Annotated in this window: 19 protein-coding genes; 7 read left to right on the forward strand and 12 right to left on the reverse strand. The window is 39.1% G+C overall.

Annotated elements, in window-relative coordinates; genetic code table 11:
- The first annotated feature begins 274 nt into the window (after window positions 1–274).
- The gene (locus tag FV185_RS05700; protein ID WP_067494852.1) at window positions 275–862 is read left to right on the forward strand and encodes a MarR family winged helix-turn-helix transcriptional regulator; all 588 of its coding nucleotides are present in this window, start codon (window positions 275–277) and stop codon (window positions 860–862) included.
- On the opposite strand, the gene argH is transcribed toward FV185_RS05700, so the two are convergent.
- Complete coding sequence (gene argH / locus FV185_RS05705) at window positions 851–2,287, reverse strand: argininosuccinate lyase (RefSeq protein WP_067494855.1); 1,437 nt, start codon at window positions 2,285–2,287, stop codon at window positions 851–853. The genes FV185_RS05700 and argH overlap by 12 nt on opposite strands.
- A gap of 59 nt (window positions 2,288–2,346) precedes the next feature.
- Between argH and FV185_RS05710 the strand changes: the two genes are divergently transcribed.
- Window positions 2,347–4,155, forward strand: coding sequence for a DUF294 nucleotidyltransferase-like domain-containing protein (locus FV185_RS05710; protein ID WP_067494859.1), 1,809 nt, complete (start codon window positions 2,347–2,349; stop codon window positions 4,153–4,155).
- Window positions 4,145–4,771: a 3'-5' exonuclease gene (locus FV185_RS05715; RefSeq protein WP_067494862.1), complete on the forward strand. Its 627-nt coding sequence runs from the start codon at window positions 4,145–4,147 to the stop codon at window positions 4,769–4,771. The genes FV185_RS05710 and FV185_RS05715 overlap by 11 nt, the downstream gene beginning before the upstream one ends.
- A gap of 47 nt (window positions 4,772–4,818) precedes the next feature.
- Here the strand turns inward: FV185_RS05715 and FV185_RS05720 are convergent, their stop codons facing one another.
- The 4 genes from FV185_RS05720 to groES form a co-directional block, all read right to left on the reverse strand.
- Window positions 4,819–6,537 carry a cation acetate symporter gene (locus tag FV185_RS05720; protein WP_067495060.1) on the reverse strand — a complete coding sequence of 573 codons (1,719 nt, stop codon included), beginning with the start codon at window positions 6,535–6,537 and terminating at the stop codon, window positions 4,819–4,821.
- A gap of 17 nt (window positions 6,538–6,554) precedes the next feature.
- A complete protein-coding gene (locus tag FV185_RS05725; RefSeq protein WP_067494864.1) occupies window positions 6,555–6,863 on the reverse strand; it encodes a DUF485 domain-containing protein in 309 nt (102 codons plus the stop codon).
- A gap of 250 nt (window positions 6,864–7,113) precedes the next feature.
- Complete coding sequence (groL, locus tag FV185_RS05730; RefSeq protein WP_067494867.1) at window positions 7,114–8,757, reverse strand: chaperonin GroEL; 1,644 nt, start codon at window positions 8,755–8,757, stop codon at window positions 7,114–7,116.
- A 40-nt stretch (window positions 8,758–8,797) separates the two neighbouring features.
- Window positions 8,798–9,091, reverse strand: a complete 294-nt coding sequence (gene groES / locus FV185_RS05735) for a co-chaperone GroES (RefSeq protein WP_067494869.1) — start codon at window positions 9,089–9,091, stop codon at window positions 8,798–8,800.
- A gap of 83 nt (window positions 9,092–9,174) precedes the next feature.
- Between groES and dacB the strand changes: the two genes are divergently transcribed.
- Complete coding sequence (gene dacB / locus FV185_RS05740; RefSeq protein WP_067494872.1) at window positions 9,175–10,608, forward strand: D-alanyl-D-alanine carboxypeptidase/D-alanyl-D-alanine endopeptidase; 1,434 nt, start codon at window positions 9,175–9,177, stop codon at window positions 10,606–10,608.
- 763 nt (window positions 10,609–11,371) lie between these two features.
- Complete coding sequence (locus FV185_RS05745) at window positions 11,372–11,779, forward strand: hypothetical protein (RefSeq protein WP_197457788.1); 408 nt, start codon at window positions 11,372–11,374, stop codon at window positions 11,777–11,779.
- Here the strand turns inward: FV185_RS05745 and ubiA are convergent.
- The 7 genes from ubiA to FV185_RS05780 are packed head-to-tail and all read right to left on the reverse strand — an operon-like array spanning window position 11,776 to window position 18,923.
- Window positions 11,776–12,627, reverse strand: coding sequence for a 4-hydroxybenzoate octaprenyltransferase (gene ubiA / locus FV185_RS05750; protein WP_067494878.1), 852 nt, complete (start codon window positions 12,625–12,627; stop codon window positions 11,776–11,778). The two genes, FV185_RS05745 and ubiA, sit on opposite strands and share 4 nt — an antisense overlap.
- Window positions 12,628–12,629: 2 nt before the next feature.
- Window positions 12,630–14,681 (reverse strand): ATP-dependent DNA helicase RecG, encoded by a 2,052-nt coding sequence (recG, locus tag FV185_RS05755; RefSeq protein ID WP_067494882.1) that lies wholly within the window; start codon window positions 14,679–14,681, stop codon window positions 12,630–12,632.
- Window positions 14,682–14,684: 3 nt separating this feature from the next.
- A complete protein-coding gene (locus tag FV185_RS05760) occupies window positions 14,685–15,065 on the reverse strand; it encodes a RidA family protein (RefSeq protein ID WP_067494886.1) in 381 nt (126 codons plus the stop codon).
- Window positions 15,066–15,078: 13 nt separating this feature from the next.
- Window positions 15,079–17,217, reverse strand: coding sequence for a RelA/SpoT family protein (locus FV185_RS05765; RefSeq protein ID WP_067494889.1), 2,139 nt, complete (start codon window positions 17,215–17,217; stop codon window positions 15,079–15,081).
- A 4-nt stretch (window positions 17,218–17,221) separates the two neighbouring features.
- Window positions 17,222–17,434 carry a DNA-directed RNA polymerase subunit omega gene (gene rpoZ / locus FV185_RS05770; RefSeq protein ID WP_067494892.1) on the reverse strand — a complete coding sequence of 71 codons (213 nt, stop codon included), beginning with the start codon at window positions 17,432–17,434 and terminating at the stop codon, window positions 17,222–17,224.
- 11 nt (window positions 17,435–17,445) lie between these two features.
- Entirely contained in the window at window positions 17,446–18,051 is a 606-nt protein-coding gene (gene gmk, locus FV185_RS05775) for a guanylate kinase (protein ID WP_067494895.1), read from the reverse strand.
- Window positions 18,048–18,923, reverse strand: coding sequence for a YicC/YloC family endoribonuclease (locus FV185_RS05780; protein WP_197457789.1), 876 nt, complete (start codon window positions 18,921–18,923; stop codon window positions 18,048–18,050). The genes gmk and FV185_RS05780 overlap by 4 nt, the downstream gene beginning before the upstream one ends.
- 52 nt (window positions 18,924–18,975) lie before the next feature.
- Between FV185_RS05780 and rph the strand changes: the two genes are divergently transcribed.
- Window positions 18,976–19,692 carry a ribonuclease PH gene (gene rph, locus FV185_RS05785; protein ID WP_156474189.1) on the forward strand — a complete coding sequence of 239 codons (717 nt, stop codon included), beginning with the start codon at window positions 18,976–18,978 and terminating at the stop codon, window positions 19,690–19,692.
- A 1-nt stretch (window position 19,693) separates the two neighbouring features.
- Window positions 19,694–20,299, forward strand: a complete 606-nt coding sequence (gene rdgB / locus FV185_RS05790) for an RdgB/HAM1 family non-canonical purine NTP pyrophosphatase (protein ID WP_067494902.1) — start codon at window positions 19,694–19,696, stop codon at window positions 20,297–20,299.
- Window position 20,300 lies beyond the last annotated feature (1 nt).

Below are 20,300 nucleotides of genomic sequence, written 5' to 3' on the forward strand. Positions count from 1 at the left end.
ATACTAGAAAAGCAGTGATTTTTTGATTTTATTTAAAAAAATCAATGTTATATGATATTAAACCCTTTGAAAGCCGCTTATTTGCAGGGTTTGCAGGTTGTTGTTGTTTTTACAACACGTATGAAAATAGTGCTTGACGAGTGAAAAAAAGCCTTATTTTGAACAAAAAACACTGTTTTTTAAGGGTTTTTTCGTGTGGTAGTATCGATACGATACCAAAAAAAAGCAATTTTTGATTTTGACAATATAGTTTAGAGTCGATATTATCTAAACCATGTTAAAAAATCCAATTGCTCTATTTGATATTGTTGAGCGCCTCGCAAACGTGATGCGTGGGGAGTTTCGGCGTATTGGAGGAGAAGAAGGGTTGCAGCCTGTTCATATACAAGCCCTATTATTTCTACAACAAGCTAATCGATTTAGTAATACACCTCAAGCGTTATCAGAATATCTTAATGTTACTAAAGGTACCGTATCGCAAAGCTTACTGCTACTTGATCGACATGGATTAATAGAACGTTATCAAGATGACGTGGATAAACGAGTAGTGAGATTAAGATTGAGTCTGCTGGGTGAAGCTTTTTTAGATGAAACCAATCCTGCTGGCTTGTGGCAAAGTGGCGCACGAGAAATTAGTGCTCATCGAATTCGTTATTGTGTAACGGTATTAAGGACAATTTTGTTTGAAATGCAGAGTATAAACGGTGGTACACCATTTGGTGTGTGTAATAACTGCATTTATTACCAAAGAAAAAGCCAGCGAATTCACCATTGTGCTTGGTTTGGGGAGCGTTTATCGGGACCTGAAACACGTAAAATTTGCCGTGAACAGGCCCCGAAAAGTAGCTCGTTAAGTACTTGATGCTCTAGCTTGAAATTGACCAAGTCGTTTTTTGATACGTGATAAGGTTTGATTGAGTGCTTTTTTTACTTGTTTTGGCGCAGTGGCACCTGGTAAATCGCGACTATGTAAGGAGCCTTTGAGTGTTAACACCTCATAGACGTCTTTATTAATCAGTGTTGAATACACTTTTAGCTCATCAAGTGATAATCCATCCAGATCCACGCCACGTTTTTCAGCGTTTAATACCGCCTTTGCAACAATTTCATGAGCATCTCTGAAAGGTATCCCTTTTTTAACCAAATAATCAGCAAGATCAGTGGCGGTCGCAAACCCCTCTTTAGCTGCTTGCTCCATATTGGCTTTGTTTACCTTTATATCAGCAAGCATATCTCGGAAAACTTGTAGAGTTTGTGAAACTGTCTCCACTGTGTCAAATAAGGGTTCTTTATCTTCTTGGTTATCTTTATTATAAGCCAAAGGTTGGGCTTTCATGAGCGTTAACAAACCCATGAGATGTCCAATCACTCTACCTGATTTACCACGAGCAAGTTCTGGAACATCAGGGTTCTTTTTCTGAGGCATGATTGAGGAGCCTGTACAGAAAGCATCACCAATTTCAATAAAGTTAAAACGTGGACTCATCCAGAGTATCAATTCTTCTGAAAGACGAGAGAGATGAATCATTAAAATGGATGCGCAAGAACAAAACTCAATAGCAAAATCTCTGTCCGATACCGCATCAAGTGAGTTTCTTGAGATATCTTCAAAACCTAATAGCTCCATTACACGCTGCCGGTTTAAAGGATAACTGGTACCAGCTAAAGCTGCAGATCCTAAAGGCAGACGATTAATACGTTTACGACAATCCTCAAACCGTTCTAGGTCACGCTCAAACATTTCGCAGTATGCGTGTAAATGATGTCCTAAAGTAATAGGTTGCGCTACTTGTAAATGGGTGAAGCCAGGCATGACTGTATCAAAGTGTTCTGCAGCAAACGTAGCGCAAGAACTCAATAACTCCAACAAATAGAGTTGGATATTATCAAGTTCATGCCTCAAGTAAAGACGTATATCAGTAGCAACCTGATCATTTCTTGATCGACCAGTATGTAAGCGCTTACCTGCATCACCGATTAAGTCAGTTAATTTCCGTTCTATATTTAAATGAACGTCTTCACTGTCAAGTGACCAGTTAAATTCATTGGTTTCAATCTCTTTTTTTATTTTAGCCATCCCAGACTTAATATCCTTTAAGTCTTTTTGGCTTAATACACCAACTTCGCTGAGCATTTGCGCGTGTGCCAGTGAGCCTTGAATATCAAACAAAGCTAATTTTTTATCAAAAAAGACAGACGCCGTATAAGTTTTAACTAGTTCAGTAGTGGGGACGCTAAACCGTCCAGACCACGTTTTTCCCTTTGCAGAGTTGATTTTTTTTTGCATACCAATTACATCCCGTATAAAGTGATGTAAAGTATAGATCATCCTGACTGATCCGACTAATGACAAATTTTAATTTTCATGTGCCACCCTTCGACACGCTTAATGTTGAACAGCAACGTTGGGTATCAGATAGTGTTGATATTGAATATTATCCAGAGGGAGAAATTATCTTATCGACAGAAGATCAACCAAACTATCTGTTGATGATTATCAAAGGGCATGTCAAACACGAAGAGGCAGGTGAAATTAACTATATTTATGGACCGGATGAATGTTTTGATGCGCGTGGCATCATATCTGGTCAAATAAATGGTTATTTCAAGACAGCTGAAGAATTAATTGCCTACCGTATTCCAAAACAAACAATCAATCGATTGATTGCCTCTAATAACGCCTTTGGTTCACTATTATTTTCAGATTTAGCGAACAAATTAAAAGCCAGAGAAGAGCGGACCAACCAAAGAGAGCTTCATTCGCTTATGCATTCAAAGGTTGAAAAGACCTTTATCAGAGCACCTATTATTGTTGATTCTCAATTAAGTATCTATCAAGTATGCCGAAAGCTTGAACAAGAAAATCTGACACATCTACTAGTAAAAAAAGATAATCAGTTGGGTATATTTACCGCAACAGACTTATTAAAAGCAGTGTTATCAGATAGTAACTTACATGATCTAGAGGTCGGTTCATTAGCTACTTGGTCTTTAATTGAGATCGACAGCCAAAAATCTGTATTAGATGCACTAATATTAATGATTCGTCATGGTATCCATCGCTTAGTGGTAAAACATAACGGACAATTATTGGGTGTATTAGATCAACTAGACTTGATGAGTTTTATTTCTAATCACTCACATCTGATATCGCTTCAAATTCAACAGGTAACTCAACCTCAGGAATTAAAACAGGTTGTCGACAATTTAACCAAAGTGATACAGCTGTTGTGTGAAAGTGAGGTCAAAATCACCATGATTTCACAACTTATCACAGAGCTTAATAGAAAAGTATTCAGCCGATTATGGCAACTTATCGCCTCCCCCGAGATACAAAAAAATACTTGTGTGGTTGTTATGGGGAGCGAAGGCAGAGGTGAACAAATACTGAAAACCGATCAAGATAATGCACTCATTATTAGTGATCAATACATGAATCCTGAGGTGATACAAGTAGCACAGCGTTTTAATGATTATCTAGAAGAACTAGGTTATCCCCCATGTTTAGGTGGGGTTATGATGAGAAATCCATTGTGGTGTCAGAAGCTTGCGGATTTTAAAGAAACCATACGACAATGGATTTATCACGCTAATCCTGAAAACCATATGCGTTTGGCTATATTTACAGATGCCGAAGCGGTATGTGGAGATACAACACTACTTGATCATTTAAAAGAGTACTATGGACAACGACTCATTGATAACCCAAGTTTTTACTCACATTTTGCCCGTGCAGGAGAACTGGTATCAGACCAAACAGGCAGTTGGATTGGACGACTTTTAGGTAGTTCAGCGGAGAGCAATCTTGTTGATATTAAAAAAATTGGTATATTTCCCATCGTTCACGGTGTCAGAAGTCTTGCTCTTGAATTAGGGGTAAAGTCAACCAACACCGTTGAGAGAATTAGTGAACTCGCAAGGTTTGGGGTTTTGTCACAAGATATGGCCACAGACTTGTCTGAGACCTTAGGTTTTATGATGAGCTTACGTCTTAAAAGTGGTTTGAATCAATTATCAATGGGCTCACGACCTGACAATCAACTAGATTTGGCACAATTATCTACATTAGATAAAGATGTATTTAAAGACAGTCTACAAATTGTAAAACGATTCAAACAGCTAATACATTATCACTTTAAAATCGATGCACTTTAATATTTGGCAGACTCTACAGAGTCGTTGGTATAAATCTCGGTTAAAAAAACCTCAATACGGTTTTTTATTAGATCCGCCACCTATAAATGAGTGGGTGAGCTTAGATTGTGAGACTACAGGATTAAATCGTGAGAAAGATCATATTATCGCTATTGGCGCGATAAAAATTCGTGATAATAAGATTCTAACTAGTGAAAAACTACAAATATTGATAAAACCACAAGGCCAGATTCATTCAAATAGTATAAAAATTCATCAAATTAGACAAAAAGACTTAAGTTCTGCCATTGAACCAATCGAGGCGATTGATCAACTTCTTCATTTTGTCGGTAGTCGACCATTAGTTGGCTACTATTTAGAGTTTGATGTAGCAATGATTAATCGGCTTTTAATACCCATGATTGGTATTCCATTGCCTCAGCAAAAAATAGAAGTATCTGGTTTATTTTACGATTATAAATTCAAACAACATACAGATAGCAATGTGGATTTACACTTTAACTATATTCTAAAAGACTTAGATATTCCAAGATGGCCAGAGCATGATGCTATTAATGATTCGCTGATGGCTGCATTAATGTTTTTGAAATTAAGGAAATTATTGAAGTTGAAATAAAAAAAGGGCAGATAGTTATCTGCCCTTTAAGAGTAATTACAGTTTTATTAATGTTTTGCTGCTTTTTCTGCACCAATACCCGTCATCGAACGAATATATTGTTCTTCAAATTTCTCTCTTTCTTCTTTCGCACTACTGGAGTTGTCTGTAATAGAGAAGAACCAGCAGCAAACAAAAGACAGAATCATTGAGAACATAGCAGGGTTTTTAAATGGTACGATGGCTTCTTTACCCATATGGAAAGTGTCAACCCACATAGATTTGGTTAGGATAATCAGGATAACTGAACTGACTAAACCAACTAAGCCACCGATCACTGCGCCACGTGTAGTCATATTTTTCCAGAACATGGACATAATGAGTACAGGGAAGTTAGAGGAAGCTGCCACGGCGAAAGCTAAGCCCACCATGAAGGCAACGTTTTGTTTTTCAAAAACGATTCCTAATAATACCGCAGCAACACCTAATGCTAAGGTAGCCATTTTGGATACTCTAATTTCTTGCTCATCGGTTGTTTTACCTTTTGCAATTACATTAGCATAAATGTCATGTGATACAGCTGAAGCACCTGATAGTGTTAAACCTGATACCACTGCAAGAATCGTAGCAAATGCAACAGCAGAGATGAAGCCTAAGAACAAATCACCACCCACAGCATCAGCTAAATGAATAGCTGCCATGTTATTTCCACCGCGTAGAGCCAGTTTCCCTGTGGCAAGCATTTTGACAGCATCAAGGTATTGTGGATTTTGAGTTACATAAATGATCGCTCCAAAACCAATCACAAAAGTAAGAATATAAAAGTAACCAATAAAACCTGTAGCATATAAAACAGATTTTCTAGCTTCTTTAGCATTACCTACTGTGAAAAAGCGCATCAAGATATGTGGTAAACCTGCAGTACCAAACATCAGAGCCATACCAAAGGATACAGAATCTACCCATCCTGGAATATTAAAGCCTAAGAATAGTTGATCCTTAATTGGCGAAGGAGCCATGATACTGTGACCGTCTGTGTGGTGAACTTGACCATATACTTCTACAGCTTTAGTAAACATTGCATCAAAGGAAAAGTTGAAGTTACTGAGTACTGCAAGAGCCATAAATGTAGCGCCAGCTAACAACATCACAGCTTTAATGATTTGTACCCAAGTGGTTGCTAACATCCCGCCAAAGAGTACGTATAAGATCATTAATACACCTACAATGACTAAGGCATATACATAGTCTAGACCAAAGAGTAACTTAATGAGCTGCCCTGCTCCAACCATTTGAGCAATCAAATAGAAAAGAACGACTACTAAAGTATTGATTGCTGCCATGGAACGAATTGGTCCCTGAGAAAAACGAAAGGCAGTAACATCTGCAAAAGTAAATTTTCCTAAGTTTCTTAGCCTCTCAGCAATCATAAATAAGATGATTGGCCAGCCAACTAAAAAGCCTATAGAAAACAATAAGCCGTCATAGCCTTTGGCAAATACTAATGCGGAAATACCTAAGAAGGATGCAGCAGACATATAGTCACCAGCGATTGCTAGGCCGTTTTGGAAACCCGTTATCCCGCCTCCTGCAGCATAAAAGTCAGCCGCAGACTTTGTTCTTGAAGCTGCCCATTTGGTGATGAATAGGGTAATAGCCACAAAAACGATGAACATAATAATGGCATGCCAGTTAGTGGCTTGTCGTTCAGTTTGTCCCAAATCACCCCCTGCCGCCATACTTAGTTGGCTGATAAAAATTAGCGGTAGAGTAAGAGAGGTGTTCATTAATTGTTTTAATTTACTCATTTTGTTACCTCATCAATAATTTGTGAATTGAGTTCATCAAATTCACTGTTTGCTTTCCAGACATAAATAGCTGAAAGAATGAAAGCGGCTACAATAACGGCAATCCCAACTGGGATTCCCATTGTAGTTGTCCCCCCTGAGTAGGACTCTTTAAAAAAGCCAGGAGACACAGCGATGAGAATGGTAAAGCCAAAGTAAATAACTAATTGAATAATAGTTAAGGTCCAGCTTAGACGTGATTGCTTTGCTACCAATTCGGCAAATTTAGGGTGAGCGCGAACACGACGAGCTATATCGTTTTGCATACATTTCCTCCAATTGTATTAAATAAACTCTCTACGTAGTTTTATGGTGTAAACAACATTCACTAACACAATAGCTTAACGAATATTTACTTACTGTTTTGTATAGTAATAGGATTATTGAATAATTCCAATTTATTTTTAACTCTTATATAAAAAGCATGATTATTTTATAAGAGTTGATGGTAATAAAAAACCCGGCTTGTGGCCGGGTTTTTCGGGGAAACACCTAGATAGTATCCAGGTGGGGTAATTACATATCCATTCCCATGCCGCCCATTCCACCCATTCCGCCACCAGGTGGCATAGCTGGTTCTTCTTTTGGAAGTTCAGCAACCATGCAGTCTGTGGTCAACATGAGACCAGCGATACTAGCAGCGTTTTGTAATGCAGAACGAGTTACTTTAGTTGGATCAACTACACCCATGCTAACTAAGTCGCCGTATTCGCCTGTTTGAGCGTTGTAACCATAGTTACCGGAACCTTCCAGAACTTTGTTAACAACAACTGAAGGCTCATCACCACAGTTGGCAATGATTTGGCGTAGCGGCTCTTCAATAGCGCGAGAAACAATTTTGATGCCAGCTTCTTGATCAGCATTGTCACCTTTGACGTTTTTCAGAACAGCGCGGGCACGTAATAAAGCAACACCACCGCCAGGAACAATCCCTTCTTCAACTGCCGCACGAGTTGCGTGAAGTGCATCTTCTACACGGGCTTTTTTCTCTTTCATTTCAACTTCTGTTGCAGCGCCAACTTTAATAACTGCAACACCACCAGCTAACTTAGCAACACGTTCTTGCATTTTTTCACGATCGTAGTCGCTTGTGGCTTCTTCGATTTGTTTGCGAATTTGGGTAACGCGAGCTTTGATTGAAGCCTCATCACCTGCGCCGTCAATGATAGTGGTTTCTTCTTTACCTACTTCAATACGTTTGGCGCGACCTAAATCGTTCAGAGTGACTTTTTCTAATGAAAGGCCTACTTCTTCAGCGATAACAGTACCGCCAGTGAGAATAGCGATATCTTCAAGCATAGCTTTACGACGGTCACCAAATCCTGGAGCTTTAACGGCGGTGGTTTTCAAGATACCGCGAATGTTGTTAACAACTAAAGTAGCTAATGCTTCACCTTCAACATCTTCAGCAATAATTAACAAAGGACGTCCGGCTTTGGCAACTTGTTCTAACACGGGTAACAAATCACGGATGTTAGAGATTTTTTTGTCGTGCAAGAGAATGAAAGGATCTTCAAGTAAAGCGATCTGACGATCTTGATTGTTAACAAAGTAGGGTGAGAGATAACCGCGATCAAATTGCATCCCTTCAACAACGTCTAATTCATTTTGTAAACCAGAACCATCTTCAACGGTAATAACACCTTCTTTGCCTACTTTTTCCATGGCTTGAGAGATGATTTCACCAATTGAGGTATCTGAGTTTGCTGAAATAGAACCAACTTGGGCAATTTCAGTGCTGGTTGTGCAAGGTTTTGAAAGGTTTTTTAATTCTTCAATCGTAGCTGTAACAGCACGGTCAATCCCACGTTTCAAATCCATTGGGTTCATACCGGCAGCAACGTACTTCATCCCTTCTTTAACAATTGCTTGAGCTAATACGGTTGCGGTAGTAGTTCCGTCACCTGCAACGTCAGAGGTTTTTGATGCTACTTCCTTAACCATCTGTGCGCCCATGTTTTCGAATTTGTCTTTCAATTCGATTTCCTTAGCAACTGATACACCATCTTTGGTGATAGTTGGAGCACCAAAAGAGCGCTCTAAAACAACGTTACGACCTTTTGGGCCTAAGGTGACTTTTACCGCATCAGCTAAAATGTTAATACCGGTTACCATACGTGAACGGGCATTATCATGAAAACGGACTTCTTTTGCAGCCATAATTACTACTCCTTAAAAGGCAATTAGATGAACTAATTAATTATTTAGATTCAATTACACCCATGATGTCTTCTTCACGCATCACGAGTAACTCTTCACCGTCAACTTTTACAGTTTGTCCGGAATATTTACCAAATAGCACTTTGTCGCCTACTTTAACTTCAAGGGCGCGAACGCTACCATCCTCAAGAGTTTTTCCCTTACCCACAGCTAAGATTTCACCTTGATCAGGTTTTTCTGTGGCAGTATCAGGGATAACGATTCCAGAAGCTGTCTTGCGCTCTTCTTCAAGGCGTTTGACAATAACACGGTCGTGCAAAGGACGAATTTTCATACTACTAATCTCCTAAGAGGTTAATAAAAAAAGTGGTTGTTAGCACTCATTAAGAGCGAGTGCTAATATAGTAAGGGCGCATTATGCAAATTTCAAGAGTCTTAGTGAGTAAAATTTGTTATTTATTTATTACAGTGTGTCTCTTCACCTTAAATAAGGTTAATGCTGAAGGGTTACCTCAACCACTCGCAACACTACTTAAGGATCTTAATATCCCTGAGGAGCATGTGGGTCTAATAGTTCAGAAAGTTGGGGCGCCAACCCCGCTTCTGTCACTAAATAAAGATAAACAATATCAACCAGCTTCGGTTATAAAGATAGTAACCGCTTACTCTTCTTTGTCATTGCTGGGTCCTAATTATGCCTGGTTAACATCGATACATGGTGAATTAGATAAACATAGTCAATTAGTAGGGGATTTAGTAGTACAAGCGCAAGGAGACCCCTTGTTAACCCTTGAGAATTGGTCTCAATTGTGGCGCGAACTGTATTTACTTGGTGTACATGAAATTCACGGTAATATCATTATTGATAATGCCCGTTATCAAATCAATTACCAAGATCCCAATTTATTTGATCATCAAGGTGACCGAGTATATAACTTAGTTCCTCATCCTTTAACAATAGATTTTGATCGTTTCGCGTTAAATATTACCCCTATTAACCATTCGATTTACGTAAATAGTAATTTCAATTGGCCAGATACAGTAATCGTTAATGAGGTTAAACCGGTAGATTTACCATGTCCTCATGATGTTGAGGAGAGCATTCAAGTATTCGCTCAACAACAAGGTGACCAAACCCATATTCACGTAACAGGAGAGTGGCCAATCTCTTGTGGTATTGGTCAATTATCAAGAAGACTTTTGCCTAACGAAAGAGTTATTAGCTCATCGATTGTACAAATTTGGCAACAACTAGGTGGTAAATTTGATGGAAAAATAATTTTTAATCAAAGTTATAAAAAGCTTCCTGAGTTAGTAAGCAATCACTCTCTACCATTGTTTGTACTCATTCCACTGATGGATAAGTATAGTAATAACGTAATAGCTAGAATGATTTATCTTAGTGTCGGCAACCCAGATGCAACTCAAAAAACCTCCTTTGAGCAAGCTGAGAAGAATATTAGAGACTTTTTACAACGCAAAGGAATTGATACAAAACCTTTAGTTATTAAAAACGGCTCTGGACTTTCACGAGAGTCTTCTCTAAGTCCCCAATTTTTAAATTCTCTATTACAGGTCATATGGCAAGACCCGTTGGGTCATGAAGTCATCGCCTCGTTACCTTTAATGGGGTCAGAAGGTACCCTAATAAGAAAGCAGACTAACTCCTTCGAGATTAATAAGATGTATCTTAAAACTGGTACATTAAAATCAGTTAAAGCGGTTGCAGGTTATGTGCAAACTAAAAAAGGGCAATGGTATACAGTAACTTGCTTAATTAATGATGACAATGCGGCAACTAGTATGCCTTTTATCCATAGACTATTAGACTGGATATACTTAACTCGATAATTTAATAAAGGCAATGCAATTGCATTAACTAAACAAGATGATTGTATTACCATTAACGACATCATTTATTTGATTAGAGCGCGCCATGGTTGCTATCCTTAAAGCCGAACCCTCACGCGGCAAGTGGGAAGCGCTCTGGAATTTCAATCTGGATTCATCTGTTTAAGCTGCGGCAACACCGACCACGCGGATCACAATGCGGCAAAGGTTATTGCCATGCGGGATATCCGGCCATTGCTGGCTAACTAGTGCGTACAAAAGGTAAGAAACGACACAGGACCACAAAAATCAAAGTAGGGGCGGAAGGCTCTCGAAGCGATTGCGAAGAATCACAGTCTACGCTTGGTTAGATCGCGGTAAGTCACAAGGGTGGCAATACTTCAATGCTCTGGTCGTTGCCCCAAGAAGACACCCCCGTTACAAGATGTACAGGGCTTTAGCGGCGGGAGAGTTCGTTAGCTACTTTTTCAATCTACAGCGTTATCTGAATAACTCTAAAATTATTAGACACAAATAATTCGTATAACGGAGAATTTAGGAGGTTTTTATGACAAGGCTAGCCGCTTGAGTTCAGGAGTTATAAGACAAAGCGTTATGCTTTCATTTGGAGTGTAACTCAATAATTTAATTGAAAAGTTTTTTTAAAAGCGTAAAATTAAGAATGGGAAGTTGCCTTATGAACTCTTTCATAAATGAGACTATTTAAATGAAACTGAGCACAAAAACACATCAAATTATAGTCATAAGCTTATTGCTTATGAGTATGAGTGTGTTTGCTCAAGAAGAGAAAGGATGGTTCTCTGGTATCAGTGCCCTACCTTATACCACCGTTTTAGGGGGTATAGATAATGGGGCAGGTAATAGTGTGTTTTCCGGACGTAATCGGCCTAATTTAATAGGTGGTGAAGGATCAGTCCCCTTAGGTAAAAGATGGAATATGTTGGGGCGACTAGGTACCGTATCCCCCGATCGTCCGTGGCTCAGTAACGGGTCATCCATGAGCATGGATGGCATCTTACCCTATGACCAAATGGGATTAGGTATAAGTTATGATTTAGGCAGTCATTTGTTATTACAGGGTAACCTGGATCGATATCAACTTAAATATAATCGAATCAACGGTGATAATGGATTGGACCTGTTAACTATTGGGCTTAAATATCGATTCTAATGTAGAGCAAATTCAAGCCATATTCCTAAAAAGATCACACCACCAAACCAGTTGTTATGCAAAAATGCTTTAAAGCAACTTTGTCTATCTCTTAATCTAATTAACAAATAGTGGTAAGTAGCGATCAAGCCTGCTATGACTAATGCAGCAAAATACACTATGCCAAAATGTAAAAGATATCCAGCAACAGCTAATAATAGCAAGGTAATCAGATAGCACAACATAATAGCTAATACATCATATCTACCAAACAACAACGCTGACGAATGAATACCTAGATGAATATCATCATCGCGGTCCACCATGGCGTATTCAGTATCATAAGCAATAGCCCAAAATATATTAGCTACTAGTAGTAGATAGGCAACAGGGGGAATAAAGTTAAGTTGTGCTGCAAATGCCATGGGAATACCGAAGCCAAAAGCAATACCAAGATAAGCTTGGGGAATAGATAAAAAACGTTTGGTAAAAGGATAAGAGGCCGCAAGAAAAGCAGCAATAACCGATAAAATTATTGTTAAATTATTACAAGTAAGAACGAGGAAAAAAGAAGCTAAGCTTAATAAAAAAGTTAAGACTAATGCTTCTTTTACTGATACGGCGCCGCTTGTTATAGGTCTATTTTCAGTACGCTTTACATGGCGATCATAATTTCTGTCAGCTACATCATTGATTACACATCCTGCAGAGCGCATTAGAATAGTACCGAAAATAAACACCAGCAGTATGTGTATAGTTGGATGGGCATGGCTTGCAATCCATACAGCCCATAGTGTTGGCCAGAGTAACAACAAAATACCAATAGGCTTATCGAGCCTCATTAATTTTATATAATTAGACAAATTCATAATTAGGCTTTTAGATAATCTTTTGGCTGACTATACCAACGTGAAACATGATTCGTAGCCATTATAGGATAGTCACTGATCATTTCATCTGCAATTTGTTGAACCGGCGCCAACAAATCCTCATGTTGTTCAAGGCTGGCATATCTAAACCCGGGTACCCCACTTTGTTTGGCACCTAATAATTCACCAGGACCACGGATTAGTAAGTCTTGTCTGGCAAGCTCAAACCCATCGGTAGTTTCATAAATAATCTTTAGACGTTTTTTAGCCGTCTCATTGAGGGGGCCATGATACAGTAAAATGCACATACTTTGATCCGCTCCTCTACCCACACGACCTCTTAATTGGTGCAATTGTGCAAGCCCCATTCTTTCAGCATGTTCAATAACAATCATTGTGGCATTGGGTACATCAACGCCTACTTCAATTACGGTTGTTGCTACAAGTACGTGGATTTCATTTTTATAAAATAAATCCATGATAGCTTGTTTTTCAAAGCGATCCATTTTGCCGTGGACTAACCCAACTTGTAGGTCAGGAAAATGGTTTTGAATATAGTGAAAGGTATCTAATGCAGTTTCAAGTTGTAGGGTTTCTGATTCTTCGATTAAAGGACAAACCCAATAAGCTTGATTACCCGATAAACAAATCTCTCTAATTCGTAGTATTACCTCATCACGTCTACGACTTTCAATGAGTTTTGTAATTATCGGCTGACGTCCTTGAGGCAGTTCATTAATAATCGATACATCAAGATCTGCAAAATAGCTCATACTTAATGTTCTAGGTATAGGTGTTGCGGTCATCATTAATAAATGTGGTTCAAGACTTTTGTTTTCTGTGGCTTTAAGACGTAAAGCAAGTCTTTGTTCTACACCAAATCGATGTTGTTCATCAATCACAGCAAGGCCGAGTTTGGCGAATTCAACTTCCTGTTGTATGAGTGCATGTGTACCAATTATCAGATCTACCTCATGATTCTTGATTTTCTCATGGGCAATATCTTTTTCTTTCTTCTTCATGCTACCAGTTAACCACTGCGTACGAATACCAAGTGGACTGAGCCAACGTTCAATTTTAATAAAGTGTTGCTCAGCAAGAATTTCAGTGGGAGCCATCAGTGCCGCCTGAAAGCCTGAATGAACCGTATGTAAACAACTTATTGTGGCTACAATTGTTTTTCCACTACCTACATCGCCTTGCAACAAACGATGCATGGGATAAGTACGCTTGAGATCGGAAGTGATCTCTTGTAGCACTCTTATTTGTGCTCTAGTTAATGTGAAACTAAGATGATTAATAAAATCAGTTAAAAAGCTTTTATTGCCTGTTAAGCGCGGCGCTAGTCTTTTTTCTCTTTTATGATAATTAATACGCGTCGAAATTTGTTGTGCCAATAGTTCATCAAAGATGATTCTCTGCCATGCAGGATGGTTTTTGTTGCTCAGTGCGTGAATATCCACTGTGGGTTCTGGATAATGTAGTGTTTTAACTGCATCGACAAAGCAAGGTAAGTGCAATTTATGAACTACTGATTCTGGCAAAGTATCCTCCAATGACAGAGATTTCATAGCAAGGTCAATAGCTTTTTTTATTGTTGGTTGTGTTAACCCAGCCACAGTGGGGTATATAGGGGTAAGAGTGGAGGATAATTCTTTAAGGGGACTTGCTACGTGATATTTTGGATGAATCATTTCCAAACCTAAGTAACCTTGTTTGGCTTCACCAAAAAAACGAAAACGTTTCCCTTTTGATAACTGACTGACTTGGCTGCCATAAAAGTTTAAAAAACGACAGGTTATTACACCGCTGTCATCTTGCACTTTTATGATCAGCATTTTACGTGGGCGGTATAGTACTTCACTTGCGATCACTTCCCCTTCAATAAGACATTCCTCATTCATGGGAATATCATGAATTAAAGTGATTTTTGTTTCATCGCTATAGCGATAAGGAAAATGTAATATAAGATCAGTAACTCTAGAAATACCAAGCTTATTTAATAGCTTGATTGTCTTTTCATTCAGTTTCAGATCAACTAACTGATCGGTCATGCTTTAACTGATAACCATTATCCCATCTATTTCTACGAGTGCTTGCCGTGGTAGAGAAGCGATACCTACAGCTGCTCGTGCCGGATAAGGTTGAGCAAAATACTGAGACATATAGTCATTCACTTTTGCAAAATGACTCAAATCTGTGAGATATACAGTAAGTCTAACAAAATCGTTCATACTCCCGCCAGCAGCTTCTGCTACCGCCTTTAAATTATTCAGTACTTGAATAATCTGGTTATCAATGCCTTCAGCAAGCAACATGGTTTTTGGATCAAGCCCAATTTGGCCTGATAGGTAAACTGTGTCATCACAGCGAACGGCCTGAGAGTAAGTGCCTATTGCGGCAGGAGCGTGTGGAGTACTGATAATACTTTTAGTCATGGTTTTTCCTGAATTAATTTTGAACACGGGTAATTCTGACTACCTCTGGGATATCACGCAAATGTTGGAATAAAGAGGCTAGATGGCTGGTATCAGTCACTTGGACAGTAAAATTGATTTCTGAATAGGTTCCATCCGGTTTATTAATTGATACGCTATCAATATTTGACTGTGCTTCCGCAATGGCAGCAGCTACAGTCGCTAATACTCCGCGACGGTTCACAGCCATTAATTTAATCTCTACATCAAAAAGCTTTCCAGTATTGTTTTCCCATTCTACATCTACCCACTTGTCGGGATCACTACGATATTGTTTGATGGCTCGGCAATCTTGGGTATGAATGAGTAATCCTTGTCCTTTTTTAATAATACCTGTAATGGGATCTCCCGGGATAGGCCTGCAGCAGTGGGCAAACTGTACGGCAATCCCTTCGCTTCCTCGAATAGTAATAGACCCTGGGCGTTCATTGTTATCTTTATCGGTATTAGAGAGCAATCCTTTGGCCACAACAATATTAAGTCGTTTGCCAAGACCAATTTCAGTTAATACATCATTTTGTGTTTTGCAGCGGTCGCGCTTAAGAAATGCCTCCCATTGTGTTTCGCTAATATCACTGGGATTGATTTTGAGTGCACGCAGAGCCTGATTCAGCAAGCGACGGCCAAGTTCAATGGATTCATCAAGTAGCATGGTACGTAGATAATGGCGTATCTTTGAGCGTGCTTTAGCACTGACAACATAGTTAAGCCAAGCTGGATTGGGGGCTGCATTATCTGCGGTAATAATTTCTACTCTATCGCCATTAGCTAGTGTTGTTCGCAATGGTGCTAGTTCATTATTGATTTTTGCAGCAACACAACGGTTACCAATGTCGGTATGGACGTCATAGGCAAAATCAACAGGTGTTGCTCCCTTAGGTAAGGATTTAATATTTCCTTTGGGAGTGAACACATATACCTGATCTGGAAAGAGATCAACTTTAAGATGTTCTAAAAATTCAACGGCATCACCGCTTTCAGTTTGCATTTCTAACAGTGACTGAAGCCATTGGTGGGTTTTTTGTTGTACATCAGTTAAAGGAGTTTCAGTGGATTTGTATAACCAATGTGACGCGACTCCAGATTCAGCAATTTTATGCATATCTGAAGTACGAATTTGTAACTCTATGGGAGTACCATATGGACCAAATAAAGTAGTATGAAGAGATTGGTAACCATTGGCTTTAGGGATAGCAATATAATCTTTGAACTTACCTGGAATAGGTTTAAAAAGAGTATGTAACGCCCCTAATGTGAGATAACAGGACTGAATGTCCTTAACCAGTATTCTAAAACCGTAAATATCCAGTACCTCAGAAAATGACAAGGATTTACCTATCATTTTTTTGTAGATACTATAAATATTTTTTTCTCTACCTGTTACCACAGCATCAATACCAAACTGCTCAAGCCGTTGAGTGATAGAAGTCAGTATCTTGCTGACCACTTCTCTGCGATTCCCTCTGGCAGCTTTAACCGCTTTTGATAATACTTGGTAACGATTGGGAAATAGATAAAAGAAGCAAAGATCTTGCATCTCTTGATAGACAGCATGAAGTCCTAAACGGTTGGCAATAGGGCCATAGATATCTAATGTTTCACGAGCGATGCGGCGCTGTTTGGTTTCCTTCATGGCACCTAGAGTGCGCATGTTATGCAATCTGTCGGCAAGCTTAATAAGAATGACGCGGACATCACGCGCCATAGCAAGCAACATTTTTCTAAAATTCTCTGCTTGGGCTTGTTGTTCTGTTTGCGACTCTATACGGTCTAATTTACTGACACCATCAACCAAGTCGGCGACAGATTTACCAAACTTGTCTGAAATTTCTCTGGCGGTGGTTGCTGTATCTTCTACAGTATCGTGTAAGAGAGCGGCAATAAGAGCCTGAACATCTAAATGCCATTCAGCTAATATGCTCGCTACCGAGAGGGGGTGCGTGATATAAGGCTCGCCACTCTTTCTGATTTGGCCGGTATGGGCTTTATCCGCTAAATTAAAGGCAAGTTGTAACTGCTCAAGATCTTCAGGTCGAAGATAGTTGGCTGCGAGGTTGATTAGAGGTGTAGAAGTAACCTCAGTTAATATTTCAGCTTGAGCAGTTGTGGGCACTTCATTAATTATTACTGTTAGGTTTATTTAAAATATCTAGACCTATTTTTCCAGCAGCAATTTCACGTAATGCAATTACAGTTGGCTTGTCTTTGTTTGGATCAACATTAGGTGTTGATCCAGAAGCAACTTGTCTTGCTCTGTAGGTGGCTGCCAGCGTTAATTCAAAACGGTTAGGTATTCTCTCTAGAGCGTCTTCAATAGTAATTCTTGCCATAATTAAACCTCTTAGCGCAATACAAATAAATTCATATAATTAGGATATTGACGATCTCTACGGCATTTTTGACTGCGTACAATCGCCTTTAAATCTTCTAAAGCTGTATTAAAATCTTCATTAATAATAGCATAATCAAATTCTGATTCATGGCTTATGTCATCTTTTGCAGCTTCAAGTCGTTGATTTATCACTTCTTCACTATCTTTTCCTCGCCCAATTAAACGATGCTTTAGTGTTTCAAGTGAGGGTGGAAGAACAAAAATACTAACTGCATTAGGAAATATTTTTTTTACTTGGCGCGCACCTTGCCAATCTATCTCAAGCATAACGTCTTTGTTCTGTGCCAACTGATCACGAATAGTGTGTGCTGAAGTGCCATAAAAGTTGCCATATACCTCTGCATATTCTAGGAACACATTTTGTTGAATAAGTTGGTTAAAGTTGTCACGTGTGACAAAGAAGTATTCTTTGCCATCTATTTCTCCAGGTCTTGGTAGACGTGTGGTGTGGGAGATAGACAGACATACACTGTCCTCTTCCTTGATTAATGCATTCACTAAACTTGATTTACCAGCCCCAGAAGGTGCTGAAACAATAAAAATTTGACCTGTCATTCTATATTCTGTATTTGTTCGCGCATTTGTTCGATAAGAATTTTCATTTCCAGAGCACCACTTGATAACTTGTTTACAATGGCTTTAGAGCCTAATGTGTTGGCTTCACGATTGAGCTCTTGCATCAGAAAATCAAGTTTTTTCCCAGTAACCCCTCCAGCTTTGATGAGTCGTAGTGTTTCGTCTAAATGAAGATTGAGTCTACTGATTTCTTCTTCAATATCTACTTTAGCTGCCATCAGAGCTATCTCTTGATAAATTCGCTCCTCATGTTCAGTGCCCAATGCTTCTTGAAAGCGTAATTTTAATCTTTCTTCAAATTGTTTCACAAAATTGGGTACTTCTGGAATGAGATCATTAACTATGGACTGAATAATATGAATACGCTCAATGAGGTAAGAGGCAAGTTTAGCGCCTTCTCTTTTTCTTGACTCATTAAGATCGGCTAATAACTGAGTTAACAAGGAAAGCGCATCACTCTCTACTTTTTCAGCAGTTAAACTGTCCACTTGAAAAACCCCTGGCCACTTCAGCACGTCAGCTACAGATAATGGTGTAGCGTCTACAAATACTTCTTGAACCACAGCACTGGCACGACGTAATTCTTCAAGTGCGGTTGTATTGAGTAAAGATAGATTGGTAGATTGATCCCTTGATCTCAAGTCTATACGACAATCTATTTTACCTCTTTGTAAGGATTTACTAATCTGTTCTCTAAATGACGATTCCAGACTTCTTAAAGTATCTGGTAATCTCACTTGTATATCTAAAAAACGATGATTAACGGATTTAATATCGATGGACAGAGTACCATAGGGTAATTCTCTGATTTCCGATGCAAAACCAGTCATACTATGTAAGGATATAGCCATATTTTTTTGCATAATAATGAATGTGTCTATGATAACTCACTTAGGAACAATTATGAGACCAAGTCAACGACAAGCTCAACAATTAAGAGAAATTAAATTTACCCGTCAAGCCACACGTTACGCTGAAGGAGCAGTCATGACGGAGTTTGGTTTTACCAAGGTGCTATGTACGGCGAGCATTGAAGAGAAAGTGCCTTCTTTTTTAAAGGGGAAAAATCAGGGTTGGCTTACTGCAGAATACGGGATGCTCCCTCGTTCAACGCACACCAGAATGCAAAGAGAGTCAGTCTCTGGAAAACAGTCTGGTAGAACGCAGGAAATTCAGCGTTTAATTGGACGTTCGCTGCGTGCGGTGGTGAATTTAGGCTCATTAGGGGAGCGCACGATTCATTTGGATTGTGATGTAATTCAAGCTGATGGCGGCACAAGGACCGCGAGCATTACAGGTGCTTATGTGGCTCTATACGATGCAGTACACAAGTTAATGGCGCAAGGAGTACTTACCAGCAACCCAATTATTCAGCCAGTTGCTGCGATTTCGGTTGGTGTCTACCAAGGGTTGCCTGTGTTGGACCTTGATTATGAAGAGGATTCGGCCTGCGATACGGATATGAATGTTGTAATGACAGAAGATGGACGATTTATCGAGTTACAAGGTACTGCTGAGGGTGAACCTTTTTCACGAGATAGCTTGCAGAGTTTGCTGGGATTAGCAGAATTAGGTTGTCGTCAGTTAATTGAGCTACAAAAGCAGGTTTTAGCAGGCTAATATGACAAAAAAAATTATTATTGCCAGTCATAATCAAGGAAAGCTTCAAGAAATTCGTACTCTTTTAGATCCTCTGCCACTGAATGTGGTGGGAGCGGGAGATTTGTTGTTACCTGAACCAGAGGAACCCTTTACCACTTTTATTGAAAACGCTTTACATAAAGCAAGATATGTATCTCGTTTAACAGCTAGCCCCGCTCTTGCGGATGATTCGGGTTTGTGTGTTGATCACTTAATGGGTGCGCCAGGAATTATGTCCGCGCGCTTTGCCGGATTGGACAAATCAGATGAAAAAAATAATCAAAAATTATTAGATCTTCTTCATAATGTGTCACATCGTTCAGCCCACTTTATATGCTGTATTGTGTTAGTTCGTCATGAATCTGATCCCGACCCCATTATTAGTATAGGTAAATGGTACGGCCAAATAGCTCGTAATCAATCGGGAAGCAATGGTTTTGGTTATGATCCTTTATTTTATATACCTGAATTAAAGAAAACAGCCGCACAACTTACCCAAGCTGAAAAAAATCAATTTAGTCATCGTGCCAAAGCGCTTCAGGGCATAATTCAAGCATTACAAAAAGACTCGTATTTCAACGATTAAT

Origin of the sequence: Ferrovum sp. PN-J185, from assembly GCF_001581925.1 — a bacterium.
Lineage (GTDB): Bacteria > Pseudomonadota > Gammaproteobacteria > Burkholderiales > Ferrovaceae > PN-J185.